This is a genomic window from Collinsella sp. BIOML-A6 (assembly GCF_009875845.1).
Classification (GTDB): Bacteria; Actinomycetota; Coriobacteriia; order Coriobacteriales; family Coriobacteriaceae; genus Collinsella; species Collinsella aerofaciens_H.
On record NZ_WWSL01000007.1, the window covers coordinates 21,937 to 41,492 of the forward strand.

A 19,556-nucleotide genomic window follows, 5' to 3' on the forward strand; every position below is an offset into this window, starting at 1 on the left:
GCGCCGCCTAAGCTCAACTGTTCCCGCCCAGAATATCCAGCACCGTAAACCTAAGTGAGTAGGCTTTTCGCGACCTGCCGAGCACATCCAAAACAGCCACCTCCGTGACCTGCGGTTTTACTAAAACAGATAAGCTTTGTGCTCGCCCCGCGCCAAAAAGTCTACTCACTTAGCTCGCAAGGCGTTCCGAAGGGACGATTCAGGTCAAAATAGCGTACGAAGGCTGCACTTCTTGCGGTGATTTGATACCGCAAGACAGCCAAAAACCTGCCAAAAAGGGACAGGTTTATTTTGGTCGGTTTTATCTGGAGTTTTGCTACATCCGCAGGTTGAACCTATCAATCGAACGGCCCAACGCAAAGGCCGCCGCGAAGGAACTCACATCCTTCGCGGCGGCCTTTAACGTTTGCCCAGATAAAACCTGCCAAAATAAACCTGTCCCTAAATGGTAGGTTTGGGGAGGTCGGGGAACCAGGTTGGTTTGGGCTGGTTGGGGGTGCGTTCGGTTAAAACCAGCTCCATCCAGCACATGTCGTACCAGCGGCCGAACTTTTGGGCGCAGCGGTCGAAGGCGCCGACCAGGCGATATCCCATATGGGCATGGAAATCCTGACTGTTGTGCGTCAGATACTCATCGTCCTTGTCGTGCGGCACGGCGATGAGGGCGCACATGTTGGTGATGCCCATCTCGATCAGACATTGCTTGAGCGCATCGTGCAGCTTGCGGCCCAGCCCGCCATGACGCGCGTCGCGCGCCAGGTAGATCGACGTCTCGACCGACCAGTCGTATGCCTCGCGGCTGTTGAGCGGGCTCACATAGGCATAGCCTACCGGACGCCCGTCCAGCTCCATCACCAGATACGGATAGCGCTTGAGCGTACGCTCGATGCGCCCGGCGAACTCCTCAACGCTCGGCACCTCATATTCGCAGGTAATCGCCGTCTGGCGCACATACGGCTCATAGATGGCAAGCAACGCCGGCGCGTCTTCGGGAGTCGCTAGGCGAATCGTCGGCTCGGACATCTCGGATTTCTCGGGCATACAGCCCCTCCCCCTCAAAAGCAAGAGCCGCCCTGCGCCAAACCCAGCGCAAGGCGGCCCCTCGTCATTACATCAGACTACAGGACAGCCGCCAGCGCGTCGATGTCCTCCTGCGTCGTGGCCCAACTGGTGCAAAAGCGCACCACCGTATGGGCCTCGTCGTACTTTTCCCAGTACTCGATCGCCGCATGCTCGCGAATGCGGCCCAGATCCTCGTTGGACAGAATCACAAACTGCTGGTTTGTGGGCGTCTCCAAGAAGAACTGGTAACCGCGCTCGTGCAGCACGCGGCGCAACGCCTGAGCCGCCTCAATCGCCTGACGGCCGATCACAAAATACAGGCCATCGGTAAAGAGCGCCTCAAACTGCACACCCGTCAGGCGGCCCTTGGCAAGCAGCGCGCCGTGCTGCTTAATACGCGGAATGGGGTGCGCCGGGGCGTGGATGCCGCAAAACACCACGGCCTCTCCGCACAGAGCGCCACACTTGGTGCCGCCGATGTAGAACACGTCACACAGCTGCGCCAGCTCGGGCAGGGTAATGTCGCACTCATCGGCCGCCAGCGCATAGGCAAGGCGGGCGCCATCCACAAACAGCGGAATCTCGCGCTTCTGGCACACCGCGTGAATCGCCGCGAGCTCGGCCTTGGAGTACAGCGTGCCGTACTCGGTCGATAGGCTCACGTACACGGCACCCGGGAACACCATGTGCTCGTAGCTCTCGTTTTCGTAGAACACCTGGATATAGTTCTCGAGGTCCTCGGCGTGCATCTTGCCCTCGTAGCCGGGGATAGTGAGCACCTTGTGGCCGCCAAACTCGATGGCGCCCGCCTCGTGGCAGGCGACGTGGCCAGTCTCAGCAGCAACGACGCCCTCGTACGGCGCGAGCAGCATGTCGATCACCGTCGCGTTGGCCTGCGTGCCGCCCACCAGAAAAAACACGTCGGCATCGGGGGCCTGACAGGCCTCGCGGATAAGCTGCTTGGCACGCTCGGTGTGCGCATCGGTACCATAGCCGGGCTGCGGCTCCATATTGGTGTCGATAAGCGCCTGCAGCACTGCCGGATGTGCGCCGTGGGAATAGTCGTTGTTAAACGCGAGCATGGCAATCCTCTCTTACCGGGTATCGGCCAGATGATTCAGGTGGAGCTATTGTACGCCGTTGGGATAGGCAATGCGCGCGGCAAGGCACTCAAGTGCCAGTACCAAAGCAAAACCGCAGCTCACGTCAGTCAAAAAGTGTGCACCGATCACGATACGGCCAAAGGCGACGAGCGCCGCGACCACAGCCGCCGTCCAAAAGACCACGCGGCGACGCGAAGGCTTTTCCGTAAAGGCCGCCGCGGGAAGCCCCGCAAGCATAAGGCCGATTGCCGCATGCGCGGTGTGCCCACTCGCGAACGACTTAAAGCCGTCCTTGATTACGCCGGCCGCGATATAGCTCCACTTGTCGGGGTTGCCGATCACCCACCACGGCTGAAAATTGAGCCCCGGCGTGACCTCGATCACGCGCATGCGCGGGCGCGACCACAACGGCTTAACAACCACGTTGAGGATGATGGCTTGAGCGACCCACACGGCAAGCACCATTAACGCCCAGCGCGTAAGCTCGTCGGGCGCGGTGTCGCGCGTAAGGCGATAGGCAATAATGTTAACCACAATGACCAGCGTAAACGTCAGCATCAGCTGAAACGCAATAAGCTTGCCGCCGACGCGCAGCGATCCGATAATCTCGTAGCCGACCAGGCTCACGTTGATCAAAACGCCCAGTGCGGCGAGCCACCTGCTTGCCTTGGAATCGGGGCGTGCCGAGCGCACGAGCATAACGCCCGCGACGCTTGCCGTCAGCTCGAACGGCAGCTCGCCGGCCGCCTCGATAAAGCGACCGAACAAGCTGGACGAGTTGAACAGCGCACTCGAGATCTGGTAATCGAAAAACGACCCAACGAGCAGGCAAAAGGCCAGGATAACCGCGACAATGGCGACATCTTTCTTATAGATGTATCCAAACATACTTTCCTTTCGGTCGGGTGAAGGGCGGTCAACCTGCAATGTGAGTGAGACGAAGATGGCTTTGTCCCGTAAATACCCTTACAGGCTGAGCATAAGTAAGCGAAAACGTTCCATTTGTGGCAAGGTGGCCCGAAAGAGAAGGGAAGCGTACTTGAGTACGCGACCGACGAGTGAGGGTCAGATTGCCCAAATGGGGCGTTTGCAGCGTCGACCCAATTAGTCATCGTCAGTCGCGCCCAGCTGCTGCAGCAGCATGAGTGCCGCGGCCACGGGGCCAGTGCCGTCGCTGGCGTCGAGGCCGCGACCCAGGCCGCTGCCCGCGCCGGCGCCGGCCTTGTAGGGCACCGACAGCTTGCGGCTTTTGGGGAAGTTCACCGCGCCATAGCGGGTCTTAAGCTCAAAGGCTACCTTCTTGGAAACGTCAACCCCCAGGAAGGTAATGCGTCCACCGCTGAGCGTGACGCTCTCGAGCCCCAGGCGCTCGCCGCGGATACGGATACGCGCGCGGTTGAACAGGTTGAGTCCCGCCAACGGCAGCTCACCATGCGCGGCCTCGGTCTCTTCCTGCACCTCGTCGATACTCTCCAGGTCCTCAGCCGCCGCGAGCTTGCGGTACACGAGCACGCGCTGGTCCACCGCCGGTAGGTACTCCTCGGACAAGAAGTAGTCGGCCGGCAGGTTGATGCCCACGCTCGCCGCCTCCACGCCGGCATCGTCGTCGCCGCGCGCCTCGGCCACGGCCTGTCCCAGCATCTGCGTAAACAGGTCAAAGCCCACACTCGACAGGTTGCCGTGTTGCTCGGCACCCATGAGCGAACCGGCGCCGCGGATCTCCAGATCGCGCATGGCGATGCGCATGCCGCTGCCCAAGTCCTGGAACTCGGAAAGTGCGGTCAGGCGCGCCGTCGCCTCCTCGGTGAGCGGCAGCTCGCCCGGGAACATAAAGTACGCATATGCCTGCGTGGCAGAGCGACCCACACGGCCCTTGAGCTGGTAGAGCTGTGCCAGGCCCAGGCGCTGCGAGTCCTCGATGATGAGCGTGTTGGCCGTTGCGTTGTCGATGCCGCTCTCCACGATGGTCGTGGCGATGAGCACGTCGATCTTCTTGGTCGCGAACTCGATCATCACGTCCTCGACCTCGCGCGGGCTCATCTTGCCGTGTGCCACACCCACGCGTGCCTCGGGCGCGGCCTCGTGCACGCGCGCCACGGCATCGTCAATGGTCTTAACGCGGTTGGACACGTAATACACCTGGCCGCCGCGGCCCACTTCCAGACGAATCGCCGCACTCACCACGTCGGGGTCGTACTCCCCCACGTGCACAATGACGGGACGGCGCCCGGTCGGCGGCGTGGTGATCAGGCTCATGTCGCGCACGCCGCTCGTGGCCATCTGCATGGTTCGCGGAATCGGCGTTGCCGAAAGCGTGAGCACGTCGATTTGCTCGCGCAGGTTCTTGAGCTGCTCCTTGTGCTGCACACCAAAGCGCTGTTCCTCGTCGATGATCACCAGGCCCAGGTTCTTGGGGTTCACGTCGGCCGAAAGCAAGCGGTGCGTGCCGATCAGCACATCGATCGCGCCCTCGGCAAACGCCTTGAGTGCGCGCTTTTGCTGCGCCGGCGTACGGAAGCGACTGAGCACCTCGACCTCCAGGCCAAACGGGGCAAAGCGCTCAAAGAATGTCTCGTAGTGCTGTTGGGCCAGAATGGTCGTGGGGCAGAGCACCATGACCTGGCGGCCGGAGTCCACGCACTTAAACGCTGCGCGCAGGGCGACCTCGGTCTTGCCAAAGCCCACGTCGCCGCACAGCAGGCGGTCCATGGGCTTGGGCGCCTCCATGTCGGCCTTGATGTCGGCGATAGCCTCCAGCTGGTCGCGTGTCTCGTCGTAGGGGAAGCTCTCCTCCATCTCGATCTGCTCGGGCGTATCGGGCGGACAGGCAATACCGGCAATCGACGAGCGGCGCGTATACAGATCGACCAGGTCAAACGCCAGCTTTTTGGCATTCTTGCGCGCTTTGTTGGTAGCCCGCGTCCAGTCGGCGGTGTTGAGCCTGGTCAAGCGCGGCTTATCGCCGTCGGGGCCAACGTAGCGCGTGATGCGGTCAACCTGCTCCAGCGGCACGTAGAGCTTGTCGCCATCGGCATATTCCAGCAAAAAGTAGTCGCGTTCCTTGCCGCCCACTTCCTGGCGCGCGATCTCGCTAAAGAGCGCAATGCCGTGGGTGGCATGAACGACGTAGTCACCCGGTTTAAACGGGAAGGTGATCTGCGTAATGTCCACCTTGCGCCGACTGCGCGCGCGGTTGGCATCCATGCGGGCGTTGAGGTCGGCGATCGAGAACACGGCCAAATTGGCGTCGGGCACCACCACGCCCTGCGGCAGGGCGGCATCGACAAAGGTCACGCGTCCGCGCGAGATGGTGGGCACGGCGGCGCCTGCGGCTGCCTGGGTCGCGCCCGCCTCGAGCGAGCGGGCGTTGAGCGCGTCGGCCTTACGCTCACGAATGGAAGCATGGGCCTCCTGGCGTACGGCACGGTCGGCGGAATCCGCCGCCGCCACGCGCACGCGGTCGCCGATAGCGCCGGCATTTTCGGGCGCCGCGGTCAGCGACTCCTCAAAGGTAATGCCCTCGTCGCCAAAGGTGAGCTCCATCGACTCGCGCGCGCCGCGGTCGGGGATGGCAAACACGCAGGCATAGCGCTTGCCCACGACCTCCTGGATGCGCGTCATAAAACGGTTGTCCGAGCCTGCGATGGCAGGCTGCTCAATCTTGAGCTCTGCCGTAACCGCACCGCCGGCACGGATGAGGCTCACATAGTTCAGGCGCTGCTGAGCACCAAAGTCGAGCTGCTGGGCACGCACGTACAGGCCGCCCAGACGGTCGACCCCCGCCTCGCCGGCACGTGCCTCGATATCCTCGTAGGCGCGCAGGCAATCGTCGAACAGCGAGCGCGGCTCGGACAGCACCACGAGCGCCTTGCCGCTCACATGCGACAGCGGGCTCACGGTCTGGCCGTACATCACCGGCAAAAAGCGGTCGAGCTCGGGCGTGACGATGCGCGCATCCACCATCTCGAGCAGTGCCGCCAGCTTACTGTCGTCCTGACTGGCGCGGTAGAGCGCCACGTGCATGTTGTGGACGGCGTCGTCAGTGAGTGCGAGCTCGCGACAGGGGAAGATCTCGATGCTGTCCTCGTTGCCGATGGTCTGCCCCGTAGAGCTCACCATGCGGCGGATGCGGTCGATCTCGTCGCCGAAAAACTCAATGCGCACAGGCGCCTTTTCCTGCGCGGGAAACACCTCGACGGTGTCGCCGTGCACGCGGAACAGGCCGGGCGCGTCGGCGGTACCGGCATTGGTGTAGCCCATGCCCACCAGACGCTGCGGCACCTCATCAAAGGGAATCTCCTCGCCCACCGCAAAAGTAGTGGACTCCCAGTAGTGGCTCTCGACCGGCGGCACGCAGCGCAGCAGCGCGCGGGCCGAGGCGACCATGATGCAGTTGTCCCCGCGCACGATGCGCCCGAGCGCCTCGCAGCGCTGGGCCACCACGGCGTCGTCGGGCGCCTGTTCGCGCCAAGGGTAGTCCTTGCGCTCGGGAAAGCGGCACACGTGCGCCAGGCCCACGTAGGCGGCAAGGCTACGAGCGGCGCGATCGGCCGCATCCTCGCCACTCACAACGTAGACCGTCGGGCGCGGACGACGCGCAAACTGGGCGGCGGCCATAAGCGTTCGGCCCGACTGAGACACGGCCAGCGTCACGTCCTCGCCGGCATCGAGTCCGGCCTCGACGGTCTGCAGTGCCTCGGCAGTATAGAGCTGCGCGGCTATACGGTGAATGAGCATGCTGTTCCTCCGGCATTGCAACGCCAAAAGCCCGCCGAGGCAAGCTCGACGGGTCGTTCGTCAAATTCGTTGTCTGTCATGGTAGCGCATGGGGGGGACTCCAGCTCAGGCGTACGCCCAGCCCCGCAACAAAAACGCCAGACAGAACTGAACTCACCGACTTCGCCAAAATCTCCCCGTCACGTCGAACGCCGCAGCCACGGAAGGTGCCCCAAGAAACGGCTATTCCTCAAAAAAGCTCGCAACGTTCAGGCGGCTCGTCCACTCACCTATGGTGTTGGCAAAACCGACGCGTGTGTACACGCCCGCAAAACGGCCGCGATACAGGTACAGGCCTTCCATATTAGAAGCGGGCGCAAAACCAAGATCATCCACAAGTCCTTTGGGCGCCTCTCCTCGATGCGGCCCATCGACAAGCGTTCCGCGCAAGCAGGGAGTCTGATACTGCTGAGCATACTCCTGCACAATCGCCCCAGCTGCCGCAGCGCGAGCAAGCACCTGGGACCATTCCCGTTCCGTGACATCCAAACCGGCTACAACGCCAACCGCGTTGTAGCCGCCGCACGGCTTGACAATCCATCGATCCTTTTCGGCAAATCTCGACAACTGGGTGCTTTCGTCCAAAATCTCGGTATAGGGCACATGCTCCCGGACAAACGATTGCTCCTCCGGGCCCAACAAAGACTGCCCGGCTCGAGACCACAAAAACGCAAATACGGTCTTAGTCGCACACGGCCACGTTCTAAAACCACCGACGATGCATGCAAGCCCTTCTTGGGCAGCCTCGATTAAGGCTGAGCGTCCGTCGCACGGCTTATCCCACAGCTCGCCGGTCACCGCGCGCCGCCAAACGCAATCAATAGGACCAACGGCATCGCATAGGCGCCTAGCACCGCTCTCGCCTTTGCCAATCCGCAGGTCGCGCACATCCGCAAAGCGTGCGACTACACCCCGCTGCCTCATAAGGTCGACAAAATGAGCTGCATCTTCCAAGTCGATGCTTTCCGAATAGTCGACGATTGCCACCGAAGCAGGATATATCTTTGATTGCGATGCATAGAGCCCCTCGTCAACGCGGGCCCCGTCGTCCGATCGTGCACTATCCTCGGTGCGGTGAGGATGGGCCAGCTCCCACTCTGCAAAGGTCTCAAACAATGCATCTATCCAGCTACCGCACAAATCGTACTGCCGAAAGCCGGGGTGGTCGGATGCAAACTCCTCAAAGGAAGGCGTCATCCGCACTGCTTGACAGACCGCATCGGTCACTACCATTCCAGCACTGCCGTCGGTATTGAGCTCGCAAAACGTATACGAACCGGCGTCCTCGTCAAGAAAGATATCAACGCGCGCAAGGGGAATCTGGCAATCATAGCCGGCATCCATAGCGCACAGGTCAGCAAAAGCCGGATCCATGCGAAACCACGCGCGCACGGAGGCATCGGAACAAAACGCCCGCGTCACCTTGTCCATAATGTCGTACATGCGCTCGGCCGCCTCCTTAAGAAGCGCCGTCATATCCTTATCGAATATCTTTGGCGTTAAAGCCCAGGGCGCAGGGTCGCCATGGTAGAGCGCATGGGTTTGAGACAAGTATTCGTCGCCTTTGCGACGACCAGGTAGGTCACCTTCGCGCGTGCGCACAATGCGCTCAAAATAATCTTCAAGCTCTCGCGTCTTCAATGTTGCCACGTTGCCCTCCATTGCTTGATTTTTTGTTCATGCTACGCCAGCACGCCACGACTTCGGCGCGCTTGAATAGGCTTCTAAATTAGCAACACATTTTTGCATGAGCCGGCAGGGGGCAACATATACTCCTGCTCAAGCGCATGCCCAGCCCCGCAGTTCGTATAAAAATCGGTTCCGTCGGGCATCTCGGAGCCACACTTGGTGCAAGACATATTCGGGCATCCCCTCACAACAAACGGCATCTGTCGCCATCATATTGAGCCCTCGCGACCCACATGTGCTGCGCAACATTAGTCGCCGTCCTCGGGTGCCGACAAAATGCGGCGGGCCCCTACCCCATCACACGCACGCTGGGGCAAAGGTCTGCCAGCGGGCACTCATCGCACTTGGGTTTGCGGGCGTCGCAGATCTCGCGGCCAAAGGTGATCCACTGGTGGTTGACCGATCCCCAATACTCGTGCGGCAGAATCTTGAGCAGATCTTGCTCGGTCTTGAGCGGCTCTTTGGCATGCGTCTTGGGGCTCAGCATCAGGCGGTGCGCGATGCGGTTGACGTGCGTATCGACCGCGATGCCCTCGACAATGCCAAACCCCACGTTGAGCACGATGTTCGCCGTCTTGCGCCCCACGCCCGGCAACTTGACGAGCTCCTTCATGTCGGCCGGTACCTCGCCGCCGTAATCGGCAACGATCATCTGCGCGGCCTCCACGGCGTGCTTGGCCTTGCTCTTATAAAAGCCGAGTGACTTGATGGTCTCGGCCACATCGGCCACGCTTGCCCCGGCCATGGCCTCGGACGTGGGCCACTGGGCAAACAGTTGGGGCGTCACCTTATTGACCTGCGCGTCGGTCGTCTGCGCCGAGAGCAGTACCGAGATAAGTAGCCTAAAGGGATCCTCGTGGTCCAAAAAGCACTCGACCGGGCCATAGCGACGGTTAAGGCGCTCGCACACCTCAACGGCGCGCTCGCGTTTGGCGGCATTGGTCTCGCGTGGCATAACGACTCCTCGGATCGGCAGAAACATAACTTCACAAAAACGATTGTCCCACGTACGGGGACCTTAAGCCTCCAAAAATGCGCCGGTCTGGCGGCTCCACAGGCTTGAGTACTCACCGCCCGCCTCGACGAGCTGCGCATGCGTGCCGTCCTCGACAATCTCGCCGTCCGCCAGCACCACGATGCGATCGAGCGCCGCCACGGTGGACAGGCGATGCGCCACCACAATGGAGGTGCGGCCGCGCATCAGGTTCTCGAGCGCTTCCTGCACCAGCGCCTCGGACTCACTGTCCAAGGCAGACGTCGCCTCGTCGAGCACCAGAATCGGCGCATCGGTGAGGATGGCGCGGGCGATGGCCACGCGCTGGCGTTGGCCGCCCGAAAGCTTAACGCCGCGCTCGCCCACCATGGTGTCAAAGCCGCGGGGCAGGCGGTCGATAAACTCAGTCGCATTAGCCAAGCGAGCCGCCTCGCGAATCTGCTCGTCGGTGGCGTCGGGGCGTCCGTAGGCGATATTCTCGCGAATGGAGCGGTGGAACAGCAGCGCCTCCTGCGGCACGTAGGCAACCTGGCGGCGCAGGCTCTGCTGCGTGCAGCGCGAGACATCCTGGCCGTCCACGAGCACGCGGCCGCCCTGCACGTCGTCCAGGCGAAGCAGCAACTTGGTGAGCGTCGTCTTGCCCGAGCCTGATTTGCCCACCAGGCCCACGCGCTGGCCCGCCGCCACATGGAGCGTCAGGTCGTCAAACACGCTCTCGCCCGCCGCGGCGTCACGGTATGCAAAGCTCAAGTGCTCAAAATCAATTGCGCCCTCGCGCACCTTGAGCTCGGGGGCATTCGCGTCGTCTGCCACCAGACGCGGCTCGTCCAGCACGCGCGTCATCTCGGCGGCGTCGCCCAGCGCGCGGTTGATGCGTTGCATCATGGAGCTCACGTAGTTCAGACGCATAGTGAGGTTGTACGTGTAGGTAAAGATCATGACGAGCGCGCCGGCCGAAATGCCAAACCACGCGTTGCCACCCGCGGCGAACACACTCACCACGGCCATGGTAATGACGATAAGGCCCGAGGTCGTAAAGTTGCGTTGCATCATGGCGTGCATCGATACCGTTTCGGCATCGCGCGCGGCACGGTCGGCGGTATCGAATAGGTCGCGCTCAAAGTCCTCGCGCCCGCAGGTCTTGACGGCCAGGATGTTCGTGACCGCGTCGGACAGCACGCCCGACAGCTTGTTCTGCGCGGCGGACGTCGCGGCCGAAAGCGGCATGATGCGTTTGTACATAAGCCAGACAAACGCGATGTAGACGACCATGATGCCCACCAGGATCACGGTAAATGCGGGCACCACCGGGGCGAGCGCCGCCACCGTGCAGACAACCGAGGTGATAGTGGGGATGAGCGAATACACCGTCACATCCACCAGGCCCGTGTAGCCGCTCATAAAACGGCTCGTCTGGCTCACAAGCGATCCGCCAAATCGACTGGTGTGGAATGTCATGGATTGATTGGAGAGCGTGTCGAAGCACAAGCGCGCCAGGTGATAGTTGCCCGCAATCTCGAGCTTGTAGACGGTATAGTCCTGCAGCTTGGAGAGGATCTGGCCTACCAGGTTAACGAGCACGAGCGCCAGAATATAGGGGCTAAAGACCTTAAACACCTGGTCGCCTGCCACGGGGCCGGCCTGGACGCGGTCGACGATAAGCGCCATCACGTAGGTGTTGGCAAACGTAAGCAAAAAGATATAGCCCGCCGACGAGAATACCGAGAGAAAGACGATCAGCGGCTGCGTGCGCGTGACATCCCAAAAACGCTGCAACGTGCGGCGCACGGTGGAGCGCTTGAGCGGACTGGTGCTTTTCTGAGACATAGGCTTCCTTTCGCGTCTGATAGGGCGAAACGCCATTGTTGCACACTAAAGCGCGCTTCAGGCACGTACGACACGAAAAGCGCCCGCGCTCCGCGCTTGCGCAGACGCCCCGCCGTCAGGCACGGCTAGTCCTTGTCTTCTTGATCTGCGGGCAGGCCCGCGGATGTGAGCCCCAAGATCGCGTCGGCCTCGTCGGCATCCTCCAGGGCGTCGATGTCCTTGAGCTTGCGCTCCATAACGTTGGTGCGCGTGGTGATGATGCCCTCGACCGTCTTTCCCGCGGTCTCGATCTGCTGTTGGGCGCGACGCAGCGCCGCCTGATAGCGCGGCAGCTCGGCCTTGACGGCGGAAAGCACGCGCAGCACGTCATCGGTGCGCTTTTGCAGCCTAAACGTCTGGTAGCTCATCTGCAGGCTGTTGAGGATGGCCGCCATGGTGCTGGGGCCGGCAACGTTGACGTGATAGTCGCGGCCCAGGGCCTCGATAAGCCCGGGGCGGCTGACGACCTCGGCGTACAGGCCCTCAAACGGTACGAACAGAATGCCAAAGTTAGTCGTCGCGGGCACGCTCAGGTACTTCTCGCAGATGTCCTTTGCCTCGCGTTTGACCATCATATCGAGCGTCTTGCGCGCAGCGGCGACGGCCTCCGCGTCGCCCGACTCCTGGGCGTCGAGCAGATGCTCGTACGCGTCGCCCGGGAATTTGGAGTCAATCGGCAGCAGCACGGGATCGCCCTCGTCTACCGGCAGCTTGACGGCAAACTCAACACGCTCCGAGGCGCCAGGCTTGGTGGCAACGTTTTCCAGATACTGGTCGGGCGTAAGGATGTCCGCCAGGATCGCGCCCAGCTGCACCTCGCCCAAAATGCCGCGCGCCTTCACATTGCCCAGCACGCGCTTAAGGTCGCCCACGCCGGTGGCGATAGATTGCATGTCGCCCAGCCCCTTGTACACGGCCTCGAGCTGGTCGCTCACCTGCTTAAACGATGCAGACAGACGATCGTTGAGCGTACGGGAGAGCTTCTCGTCCACCGTCGCGCGCATCTGGTCGAGCTGCACGTTGTTATCCTTGCGGATGGCGCCCAGCTGGGCATCGACCGTCTCGCGCACCTTGTCCAGGCGGTGCTCGATGCCCTCGCGGTTGGCGCCGAGCTGCTGGGCCGTCTCGCGACGCAGGTCATCCATACGGTCGCCGGCCTGTGAGAACTCGCGTGCAATGGTCAGGTAGCGCTGCTGCTCCACGGCGGCGTCGGTCGTCTGCTGCTGCGCGATGGCGTTTGCCGTGCGGCGGGTTTCTGCCAACGCGACGTTGAGGGCATCGAGCGTGCTGTTGGCCTGCTCGAGTGCCGCGAGCGTCTCCGCGTCGTTGCCGCCACGCTCTCGCAACTCGGCACGAAGGCCTTTAAGCTGCAGGGCGCAAACCACAGCAACTCCCACCGCCACCAGGGCAATCACAACAAGCGCAATATCAATAGCAGACATAGACTCCGCCCAACAAACCCAATCGAGTATCAATCAAAACCGCGATCAATCTTACCCCGTCACACGCACCGGGCGCCCGGCCCCTTCTTGAGTGCTTCTCTCTTCCGCATATTCCATAATGCGACGCGCCGTTTCCCTGCTCACTTTTGAGTCATCGCCGGCCAAGTATGCGTATACGTTTCCTTTATTCAAGTGCAGAGCACGGCAGAGGCCATAGCGCGTTACACCCGATTCCTCCAATGCTTTCAGTGTTCTCTTTCTCATCAGGGCGTTCACCCTTCTGTCGGCCGCTGGCTTTTCCTTCACCGCTCTATACGCACGCCAAACGTTGGCGTAACGATTGGGAAGCTTATCCTCGGAGCATAGAAATGCCAGGCTACCCGCTTGGTCATACAGAGACAAAACACCTCGATACCCCTCTTCCATCCACGAGCCCTCGGATAAACCCAGAACGTATTCGGCTTTTCCTTGCGCCAAAGCGAGCAAAAACAGAGGCTCCGCCACGCGCGGCGCAACCGTCGTCGCCCGCTCAACCAGTTTTCTATAACTTAGTGACTGCTGTCCGGACAGCTCTCGGCAATAGCCTTTTAAGAATCCCTCAAAGGTCAAATTCAACCGAACACCTCCTTTTTGTATTGTCTGTATGCGCAGACCATCTCTTGATAACTCCGCTCCGAAGGCGACGAGGCCAACGCCTCTCCTTCATCGAATATAAGCCGCTCGAGCAGATCCCAATCAAGTCGATCGATAAATGTTCGACTATGGAGGTCAACGATGTCGTTCGGACGATAGGCATATAGCTTCATCACCGCCAGATCCTCCAAAGATGGCGTAAAGTACCTGATAAAATGCGCCCCAATCTCCAATGGAATCAGGCGATCTTCGTAATTGAATGGCATCTGGTTGCAATATGCCACTGCCATACCATTCACCTCGGGGTATCGAGCTATGATCTCGCGGAGACACCTGTCTGCCTCAAACACATCAATGTCATGTGTAACCGACCGATTCGTCACATCGTTTAGCATGAAGGCGCATCCTCCCACCAATACAACGCTCGGTCTATCGTCTCTTGGACCTATTTCCAGCTCCGCCTCTTCGTCAATGCCCAAAAGAGTCTGCTCTAAATCCTGCTTATACATAGCAAATCCTATTATTATTTATCTTCAATAATACTATTCAGTCGCACGACAGGACCTACAGGATGCAAGAATTCTACTCGTGGCGATAATTCCTACATCCTAGAAGTCCTAATGTGGCAAACGCTAACTCTCCCAGCCGGCGCGGATGGTTGTTATGACATCGCCTAGGCGCTGGCCGAGGGCTGACAGATGTTGGAGCACTTCATTGGGCGAGGCGCCGTTGAGGATGCAGGTGAACGCATACGAGACCAGGAAAATCACCGCAAGTCCTAACGGAATGAGCACGATCATCGCTAATGTGCGCAGGCGCTGGCCCACGCGACGGTGACGCGTGCGGCGCTTGTCGAACGCAAGCTCCTGCGCATATAAATCTTGTTGTACGGAATAGTTCTCTGGCGCCGATCCGCCCGCAGGCGAAACCGCAGGCGTGGCATTTTGCGCAGGGGGCTGGGCGGCTGCCCTTTGCATTTGCATCTCCATGAGCCGTTGCTGCTGGCGCAACATGCGCTCGGCTTGTTGCTGCGGAGTCTCAAGAAACAGATCCATGCTGGCCTCCTCAATCGGAGCATACGACGCTTGCACCCAGCATCCCGCACCGCCAAGGCCACGGCAACGCAATCCGTAGCAATAGCCGCAAAGTTTCTTGTTGGCAAAAGCTGTCGAAAACCTCAACAACTCTTCTACCAGCACTTTCTCTGAGCTTTTTTCGCCAGCAATCTTTTGGCCTTCCGCCCTTACGCCAACCGACCAAAATCTAACCAAAAGCTTGACGAAAAATGTGGAGACCGGAACCTCAAACAAGGCGCGGCGCCCCGAATGAGGTGCGAAAAAACAAGGCGGCACGGCCTTGGGCGAAGCACCCTGGACAGTTAGTTCAAATACGTATAATTCAGACCCCCTCCATATGCTCTAAGATGCTACGTTTGGTGCGATTGAGTCCACACAACGGGCAAGTAAGACCTAAAACCAGGTCCTTCAGGCAGCCCAAGGGGGCTCGACAGGCCCCTAACTGCCAAAAAGCCGACCGCGGAGCGATCGAAAAATACGTATCTGAACCAACTGTCCACCTCATACAAAACGTGCCGCCCCAAAAGGGACGGCACGCAAACTTAATCATCAGCTTTTCTGTCGCGAGCACGCGACGACCCAACGCCGGAGCGCAGGGCGGGGAAATACCTTTGCCTCGCGCGACCCTGCGGAGCCGTGAGCGAGAGGGGAAGGTATTTCCCCACCCTGCGCTCCGCAGTCCACGTTCGTATCGGCGCTAGTAGTTCACCACCTGCTCCTCAAAGTACGCCTTCGGGTGGTTGCACACCGGGCACACCTCGGGCGCTTCGGCACCCACATGCAGGTGCCCGCAGTTCAGGCACTTCCATACCTTCACGCCCTCGCGCTCAAACACCTCGCCCGACTCAATGCGCTCGACAAGCTTGTTGTAGCGCTCCTCGTGAGCCTTCTCGACAGCACCGACGCCGCGGAACTTTGCGGCAATCTCGGCAAAGCCCTCCTCCTCGGCGGTCTTGGCAAACTCGTCGTACATCGTGGTCCACTCGTAGTTCTCGCCCGCAGCGGCATCACGCAAGTTGTCCAGGGTGTCGGGAACGGCGCCGTCGTGCAGATACTTAAACCACAGCTTGGCGTGCTCGGACTCGTTACCTGCGGTCTCGGCAAAGATATTCGAGATCTGAACGTAGCCGTCCTTTTTGGCCTTAGATGCGTAGTAGCGATACTTGGTGTGCGCCTGAGACTCACCGGCAAAAGCGGTCTCGAGGTTCTTCTTGGTTTGGGAGTTCTCAAAATCCATAGGTGTACTTCCCTTCAACACATGCCGCCCGTAGGCTTCGGGCGGCCTTGTCTTTAGGATGCCCTCATGTCGAAAATCTAAACCTTACAATCCTGTTCTTCAGATTTGAGCGGGCTACACGCTCAGCCAACGATCGCCCTCGGAGCGGCAAAAGCCCTCGCGCTCCAGATCGGCAAGAATACTTGCGACCAGCTCGCGCTCGACCGACTCTCTGCCGGCTGCCGTCTCCATCTCGTTAACGCCTGCAACAGCTTCATCAACCGTAATGCCCGCCGGCCGCCCATCGCGCGCCGCCAGCAGCATGCGCACAATGTGGGCGCGCTTTTGGCGGCGCGAACCCTCAAACTTGGACTGACGACTATAGCCCGCCGACCGCCTGGAAGGATTTGGCAGCGTCTTTTTAAGATACGCGCCATAATCCAGCAGCGCGTAATACCACGCGCGCGGCGTGTCGGCATCGTCTTGAGGCGCGGCAAAGGGTGCAATCTCGTCCGCCGTCGCACCGGGGGCCGCCGGACAGGCGGCTTGGATCAGCGGCACCAGCTCGCGATCGGGAACGGCCGGCACATCGGGAAAGAAATGATGCAAAAAGACCGTGCGCACGTTGGTCTCCAGATACACGCCCGGAAGATCGAACGCAAACGACCGGATGCCCTGCGCTGTCGCTGGGCCAATACCGGGCAGGGCGACCAGGTCGCGCGTCTCACGTGGAAACTCCCCATCCCAATCTTCCATAATGCACTGAGCGGCTCTGTGAAGCGCCAGAGCACGCCGGTTGTAGCCCATCCCCTGCCAGGCATCCAAAACGTCGGAAGGAGCGGCCTGAGCGAGCGCCTGTACGGTCGGAAAGCGGTCGAGCCACGCGGGCATACGCGTCTCCACACGCGGCACCTGCGTTTGCTGCAGCATAACCTCGGAAAGCCAAATAATGTACGGGTCGCGCGTGCGGCGCCACGGAAGGTCGCGATAACGCAGGACCCCTTCCGAACGAATCATCGAACGAAAGGGGTCCTGAATCATGGCTATGCTCCTTATGCGGCGCTATTCCCCCGGCAAGCGCACGCACAGGTGGCGTACTCGGGAAACGCATCGCGGTCGGCGAACTTGGAATCGACGGCCGGGAACTGGCGGTGAGCGACGATATCGCCCAGCGAAACGGAATCGAGGTAGTCGCGCATCAGCGCTTGAGCTCCGGCCCACAGGGAATGATAGCAGCACGTACCCATGCGCGCACAGTCGCCATCGGGCGCGGTGCAATCGTTCATGACGATGGGACCCTGAACGGCCTCAACGACCTGGCGGATGGTGACATCGTCGGGGCTGACCTTAAGACGCATGCCGCCATGGACGCCACGCAGGCTCTCCACAATACCGGCCTGAACCAAACCATGCTGGATCGAACGGGCAAACGAATACGGGACATTGACCTCTTCGGCGGCGGTGCGAACAGAAAGCAGGCGCTCCGGATCCTCGGCAAGCATCGCGAGCATGCGAAGGGCGTAATCAGTCTTCCTCGATATGTCCATTTTTCCCCTTTCAAAGAATAGGAATAGGAACAGCTCGAACGAGCTCCGGGGTCGAGCTTACGTCGAGACACCAATGACCGTATGGACGCCCAAATTGCAAAATGGGTGCCCACTGAATGCCGTGTTTGAAGCCTCTTGCATCAAAAACGGCCCACAGTGCAATTCAGTATAACCTGCCCCTACTTCATTGAGCAGGCGTTGCGCAACAAATTCCTTGTTTGAACCATGTCTCAAGCGGAGCTTGTCCGGGAATTGGAAGGCTTTGGTTTTGGGCGAAAGGAGCCGATGGGATCGAGGTCCTATCAAACGCAAAAAACCACGTCCGAAGACGTGGTTTTAATTGCGTTGGCGGGAAGTACGGGGCTCGAACCCGCGACCTCCGACGTGACAGGCCGGCGCTCTAACCAAACTGAGCTAACTCCCCAGGCAGTCGTTCGCGTTTGTTTCCGCTCGCGTGCGCTGCGGGGATTAGTATACACAGAAGCCTGTCCGGTGCGCAACAACTTTTTTGAAAATATTTTTTGGGCCCTCCGGGAGGGTCTCCGGGGCCGGCTGGCGCGGGTTAAGTTTGCTGCTCTACAGTCCTGCGCAAGACGGAAAGCACATTAAGTGCTTTCCTTTGCGTGCGGAACTCGCGACAAACTTAACCCGCGCCAGCCGGCCCCGGAGACCCTCCCTACCGTCACTATGTTCAACCAGTTTTGCGGGCGTGCGCCGCTGCGCGGCTAGTCCGCGTGCTCCTCGGCGGGGTTGTCTAAGGTTGTCGCTGAAGCTCTGCCTTTTGCTGAAAGAAAAACGGGGGATGCGATCTGCATCCCCCGTTTTTGTTGCGGTTACTCCAAGTCAATAAATTTGGTGCTCAGGATCTTGCCATCTTTTACGAGCATTCTGGCCATGGTGGGGCCTCTGGTGCCTCTGGGGTAGCTGGCGCTGCCGGGATTGAGGACCAGGCAGCGGCCTACTTGGGCTTCTTTGGTTACGTGGGTGTGACCGTTGATGGCTACGTCTACGGATCCCACGGGCAGGTCTTCGCGGTAGTGGGCTACGGCGAATTTGAGGCCTTCGTAGGTAAAGAGCGCAAGACGGTCTACATCCGGGCCGTAGTCGCGGCAGTAGTCGTTGTTTCCTAGGACCGCTCGCACGGGGGCGATGGTGCATAGATGCTCGTAATCCATCTCTGAGGTGAGGTCTCCGGCGTGGATAATCAGATCTGCGCCCTTGAGCTCGTCCAGAAGCGCGGGCGAAAGATAGCCGTGGGTGTCCGAGATGATGTCGATGCGCTTGGCGCGTGCACTGTTCATGGGATTCCTTCTGCAAAACCGATTCGGCGTATATAAAACCCCACGGCTCCGCAGACAATTGGTCTACAGGGCTGCGGGGCCAGTGCGCTAGAGGCTCAGGGCCTTCTTGAGCGGCACAACGCGGCGGCGCGAGACCGGCACGCGTTCGTCGACGCCCGTAATGCCCAGCTGGATAGCGCCCGAGGGCACCGTCTCGACATCCGTGACGCACGCCAAGTTGACGATATAGCGGCGATGAACGCGAAAGAAGCCAAAGTCGCAAAGCTTGGCCTCGAACTGCGCCAGGGAAGTCGTCGATAGAAAATAATCATCGATGGTATAGATACAGGAGTAATCGTCCTTGGCCATGATGAAGCGAATGTCATCCACGGGAATGAGGACCTTACGGCCGCCCTTTTCCACCGGAATGCGCTCGATGGTGGCTTTGCTGTCCGTGACGGGCTTGGCGTGCTGCATGACCTTCTCGATCGCGCGATCCAGGCGCGCCTCCTCAACCGGCTTCATGAGGTAATCGACGGCATCTACGTCGAACGCCTCGACGGCATGATCGCTATACGCGGTCACAAACACAATCGCCGGCGGATTCTTAAGCTTATGCAGTGCCTCGGCAAGCTGCAAACCAGAAGCGCCGGGCATCGAGATATCGAGAAATACGACATCGACGCGGCTTTCCATCAACATCTCAATGGCGGAGCGGACGCTCGACGCCTCAGTGATCGTGCCGATCTTGCCCGTCTGCTCGAGCAAGAAGCGAAGTTCCGAACGGGCCGGGGCCTCATCATCCACAATCATCGCACGCAGCATAGGGATTAAACCTTTCGTCAACAAACTACGCTGGGCATCTGCCGCTT

The 19,556-nt window shown here is 60.2% G+C and carries 16 protein-coding genes and 1 tRNA gene; all 17 read right to left on the minus strand.

The window, feature by feature from the left end:
• Positions 1 to 441 precede the first annotated feature (441 nt).
• Positions 442 to 1,041 carry a GNAT family N-acetyltransferase gene (locus GT495_RS03675; RefSeq protein ID WP_192924126.1) on the minus strand — a complete coding sequence of 200 codons (600 nt, stop codon included), beginning with the start codon at positions 1,039 to 1,041 and terminating at the stop codon, positions 442 to 444.
• Between the two features lie 77 nt (positions 1,042 to 1,118).
• Positions 1,119 to 2,144, minus strand: a complete 1,026-nt coding sequence (locus GT495_RS03680) for a low specificity L-threonine aldolase (protein WP_161161530.1) — start codon at positions 2,142 to 2,144, stop codon at positions 1,119 to 1,121.
• A 45-nt stretch (positions 2,145 to 2,189) separates the two neighbouring features.
• The gene (locus GT495_RS03685; RefSeq protein WP_161161531.1) at positions 2,190 to 3,053 is read right to left on the minus strand and encodes a phosphatase PAP2 family protein; all 864 of its coding nucleotides are present in this window, start codon (positions 3,051 to 3,053) and stop codon (positions 2,190 to 2,192) included.
• A gap of 216 nt (positions 3,054 to 3,269) precedes the next feature.
• On the minus strand, positions 3,270 to 6,902 hold the full coding sequence (gene mfd / locus GT495_RS03690; RefSeq protein ID WP_161161532.1) for a transcription-repair coupling factor: 3,633 nt from the start codon (positions 6,900 to 6,902) through the stop codon (positions 3,270 to 3,272).
• A gap of 222 nt (positions 6,903 to 7,124) precedes the next feature.
• Positions 7,125 to 8,591, minus strand: a complete 1,467-nt coding sequence (locus tag GT495_RS03695) for a hypothetical protein (RefSeq protein WP_161161533.1) — start codon at positions 8,589 to 8,591, stop codon at positions 7,125 to 7,127.
• A 328-nt stretch (positions 8,592 to 8,919) separates the two neighbouring features.
• A complete protein-coding gene (gene nth, locus GT495_RS03700; RefSeq protein ID WP_161161534.1) occupies positions 8,920 to 9,585 on the minus strand; it encodes an endonuclease III in 666 nt (221 codons plus the stop codon).
• Between the two features lie 63 nt (positions 9,586 to 9,648).
• Entirely contained in the window at positions 9,649 to 11,451 is a 1,803-nt protein-coding gene (locus tag GT495_RS03705) for an ABC transporter ATP-binding protein (RefSeq protein ID WP_161161535.1), read from the minus strand.
• A gap of 125 nt (positions 11,452 to 11,576) precedes the next feature.
• Complete coding sequence (locus GT495_RS03710) at positions 11,577 to 12,932, minus strand: DNA recombination protein RmuC (RefSeq protein WP_161161536.1); 1,356 nt, start codon at positions 12,930 to 12,932, stop codon at positions 11,577 to 11,579.
• A 51-nt stretch (positions 12,933 to 12,983) separates the two neighbouring features.
• Positions 12,984 to 13,547 (minus strand): transcriptional regulator, encoded by a 564-nt coding sequence (locus GT495_RS03715; protein ID WP_161161537.1) that lies wholly within the window; start codon positions 13,545 to 13,547, stop codon positions 12,984 to 12,986.
• Positions 13,544 to 14,074, minus strand: coding sequence for a DUF6036 family nucleotidyltransferase (locus GT495_RS03720; protein WP_161161538.1), 531 nt, complete (start codon positions 14,072 to 14,074; stop codon positions 13,544 to 13,546). Before GT495_RS03720 ends, GT495_RS03715 begins: the two co-directional genes overlap by 4 nt.
• A 123-nt stretch (positions 14,075 to 14,197) precedes the next feature.
• Complete coding sequence (locus GT495_RS10630) at positions 14,198 to 14,875, minus strand: hypothetical protein (protein ID WP_192924127.1); 678 nt, start codon at positions 14,873 to 14,875, stop codon at positions 14,198 to 14,200.
• A gap of 463 nt (positions 14,876 to 15,338) precedes the next feature.
• On the minus strand, positions 15,339 to 15,878 hold the full coding sequence (rbr, locus tag GT495_RS03730; RefSeq protein WP_089573238.1) for a rubrerythrin: 540 nt from the start codon (positions 15,876 to 15,878) through the stop codon (positions 15,339 to 15,341).
• A 114-nt stretch (positions 15,879 to 15,992) separates the two neighbouring features.
• On the minus strand, positions 15,993 to 16,898 hold the full coding sequence (locus GT495_RS03735; protein WP_161161539.1) for an adenine glycosylase: 906 nt from the start codon (positions 16,896 to 16,898) through the stop codon (positions 15,993 to 15,995).
• Between the two features lie 11 nt (positions 16,899 to 16,909).
• A complete protein-coding gene (locus tag GT495_RS03740) occupies positions 16,910 to 17,404 on the minus strand; it encodes an Rrf2 family transcriptional regulator (protein WP_161161540.1) in 495 nt (164 codons plus the stop codon).
• Between the two features lie 346 nt (positions 17,405 to 17,750).
• Positions 17,751 to 17,828: transfer RNA gene (locus tag GT495_RS03745), tRNA-Asp, on the minus strand.
• Between the two features lie 409 nt (positions 17,829 to 18,237).
• Positions 18,238 to 18,705 (minus strand): YfcE family phosphodiesterase, encoded by a 468-nt coding sequence (locus GT495_RS03750; RefSeq protein ID WP_161161541.1) that lies wholly within the window; start codon positions 18,703 to 18,705, stop codon positions 18,238 to 18,240.
• Between the two features lie 87 nt (positions 18,706 to 18,792).
• The gene (locus tag GT495_RS03755) at positions 18,793 to 19,509 is read right to left on the minus strand and encodes a LytTR family DNA-binding domain-containing protein (protein WP_161161542.1); all 717 of its coding nucleotides are present in this window, start codon (positions 19,507 to 19,509) and stop codon (positions 18,793 to 18,795) included.
• Positions 19,510 to 19,556: the final 47 nt, after the last annotated feature.

Coding starts and splice junctions, on each gene's coding strand:
- GT495_RS03675 (WP_192924126.1), bottom strand. CDS start 1,041: ATGCCCGAGAAATCCGAGATGTCCGAGCCGACGATTCGCCTAGCGACT.
- GT495_RS03680 (WP_161161530.1), bottom strand. CDS start 2,144: ATGCTCGCGTTTAACAACGACTATTCCCACGGCGCACATCCGGCAGTG.
- GT495_RS03685 (WP_161161531.1), bottom strand. CDS start 3,053: ATGTTTGGATACATCTATAAGAAAGATGTCGCCATTGTCGCGGTTATC.
- mfd (WP_161161532.1), bottom strand. CDS start 6,902: ATGCTCATTCACCGTATAGCCGCGCAGCTCTATACTGCCGAGGCACTG.
- nth (WP_161161534.1), bottom strand. CDS start 9,585: ATGCCACGCGAGACCAATGCCGCCAAACGCGAGCGCGCCGTTGAGGTG.
- GT495_RS03705 (WP_161161535.1), bottom strand. CDS start 11,451: ATGTCTCAGAAAAGCACCAGTCCGCTCAAGCGCTCCACCGTGCGCCGC.
- GT495_RS03710 (WP_161161536.1), bottom strand. CDS start 12,932: ATGTCTGCTATTGATATTGCGCTTGTTGTGATTGCCCTGGTGGCGGTG.
- GT495_RS03720 (WP_161161538.1), bottom strand. CDS start 14,074: ATGTATAAGCAGGATTTAGAGCAGACTCTTTTGGGCATTGACGAAGAG.
- rbr (WP_089573238.1), bottom strand. CDS start 15,878: ATGGATTTTGAGAACTCCCAAACCAAGAAGAACCTCGAGACCGCTTTT.
- GT495_RS03735 (WP_161161539.1), bottom strand. CDS start 16,898: ATGATTCAGGACCCCTTTCGTTCGATGATTCGTTCGGAAGGGGTCCTG.
- GT495_RS03740 (WP_161161540.1), bottom strand. CDS start 17,404: ATGGACATATCGAGGAAGACTGATTACGCCCTTCGCATGCTCGCGATG.
- GT495_RS03750 (WP_161161541.1), bottom strand. CDS start 18,705: ATGAACAGTGCACGCGCCAAGCGCATCGACATCATCTCGGACACCCAC.
- GT495_RS03755 (WP_161161542.1), bottom strand. CDS start 19,509: ATGCTGCGTGCGATGATTGTGGATGATGAGGCCCCGGCCCGTTCGGAA.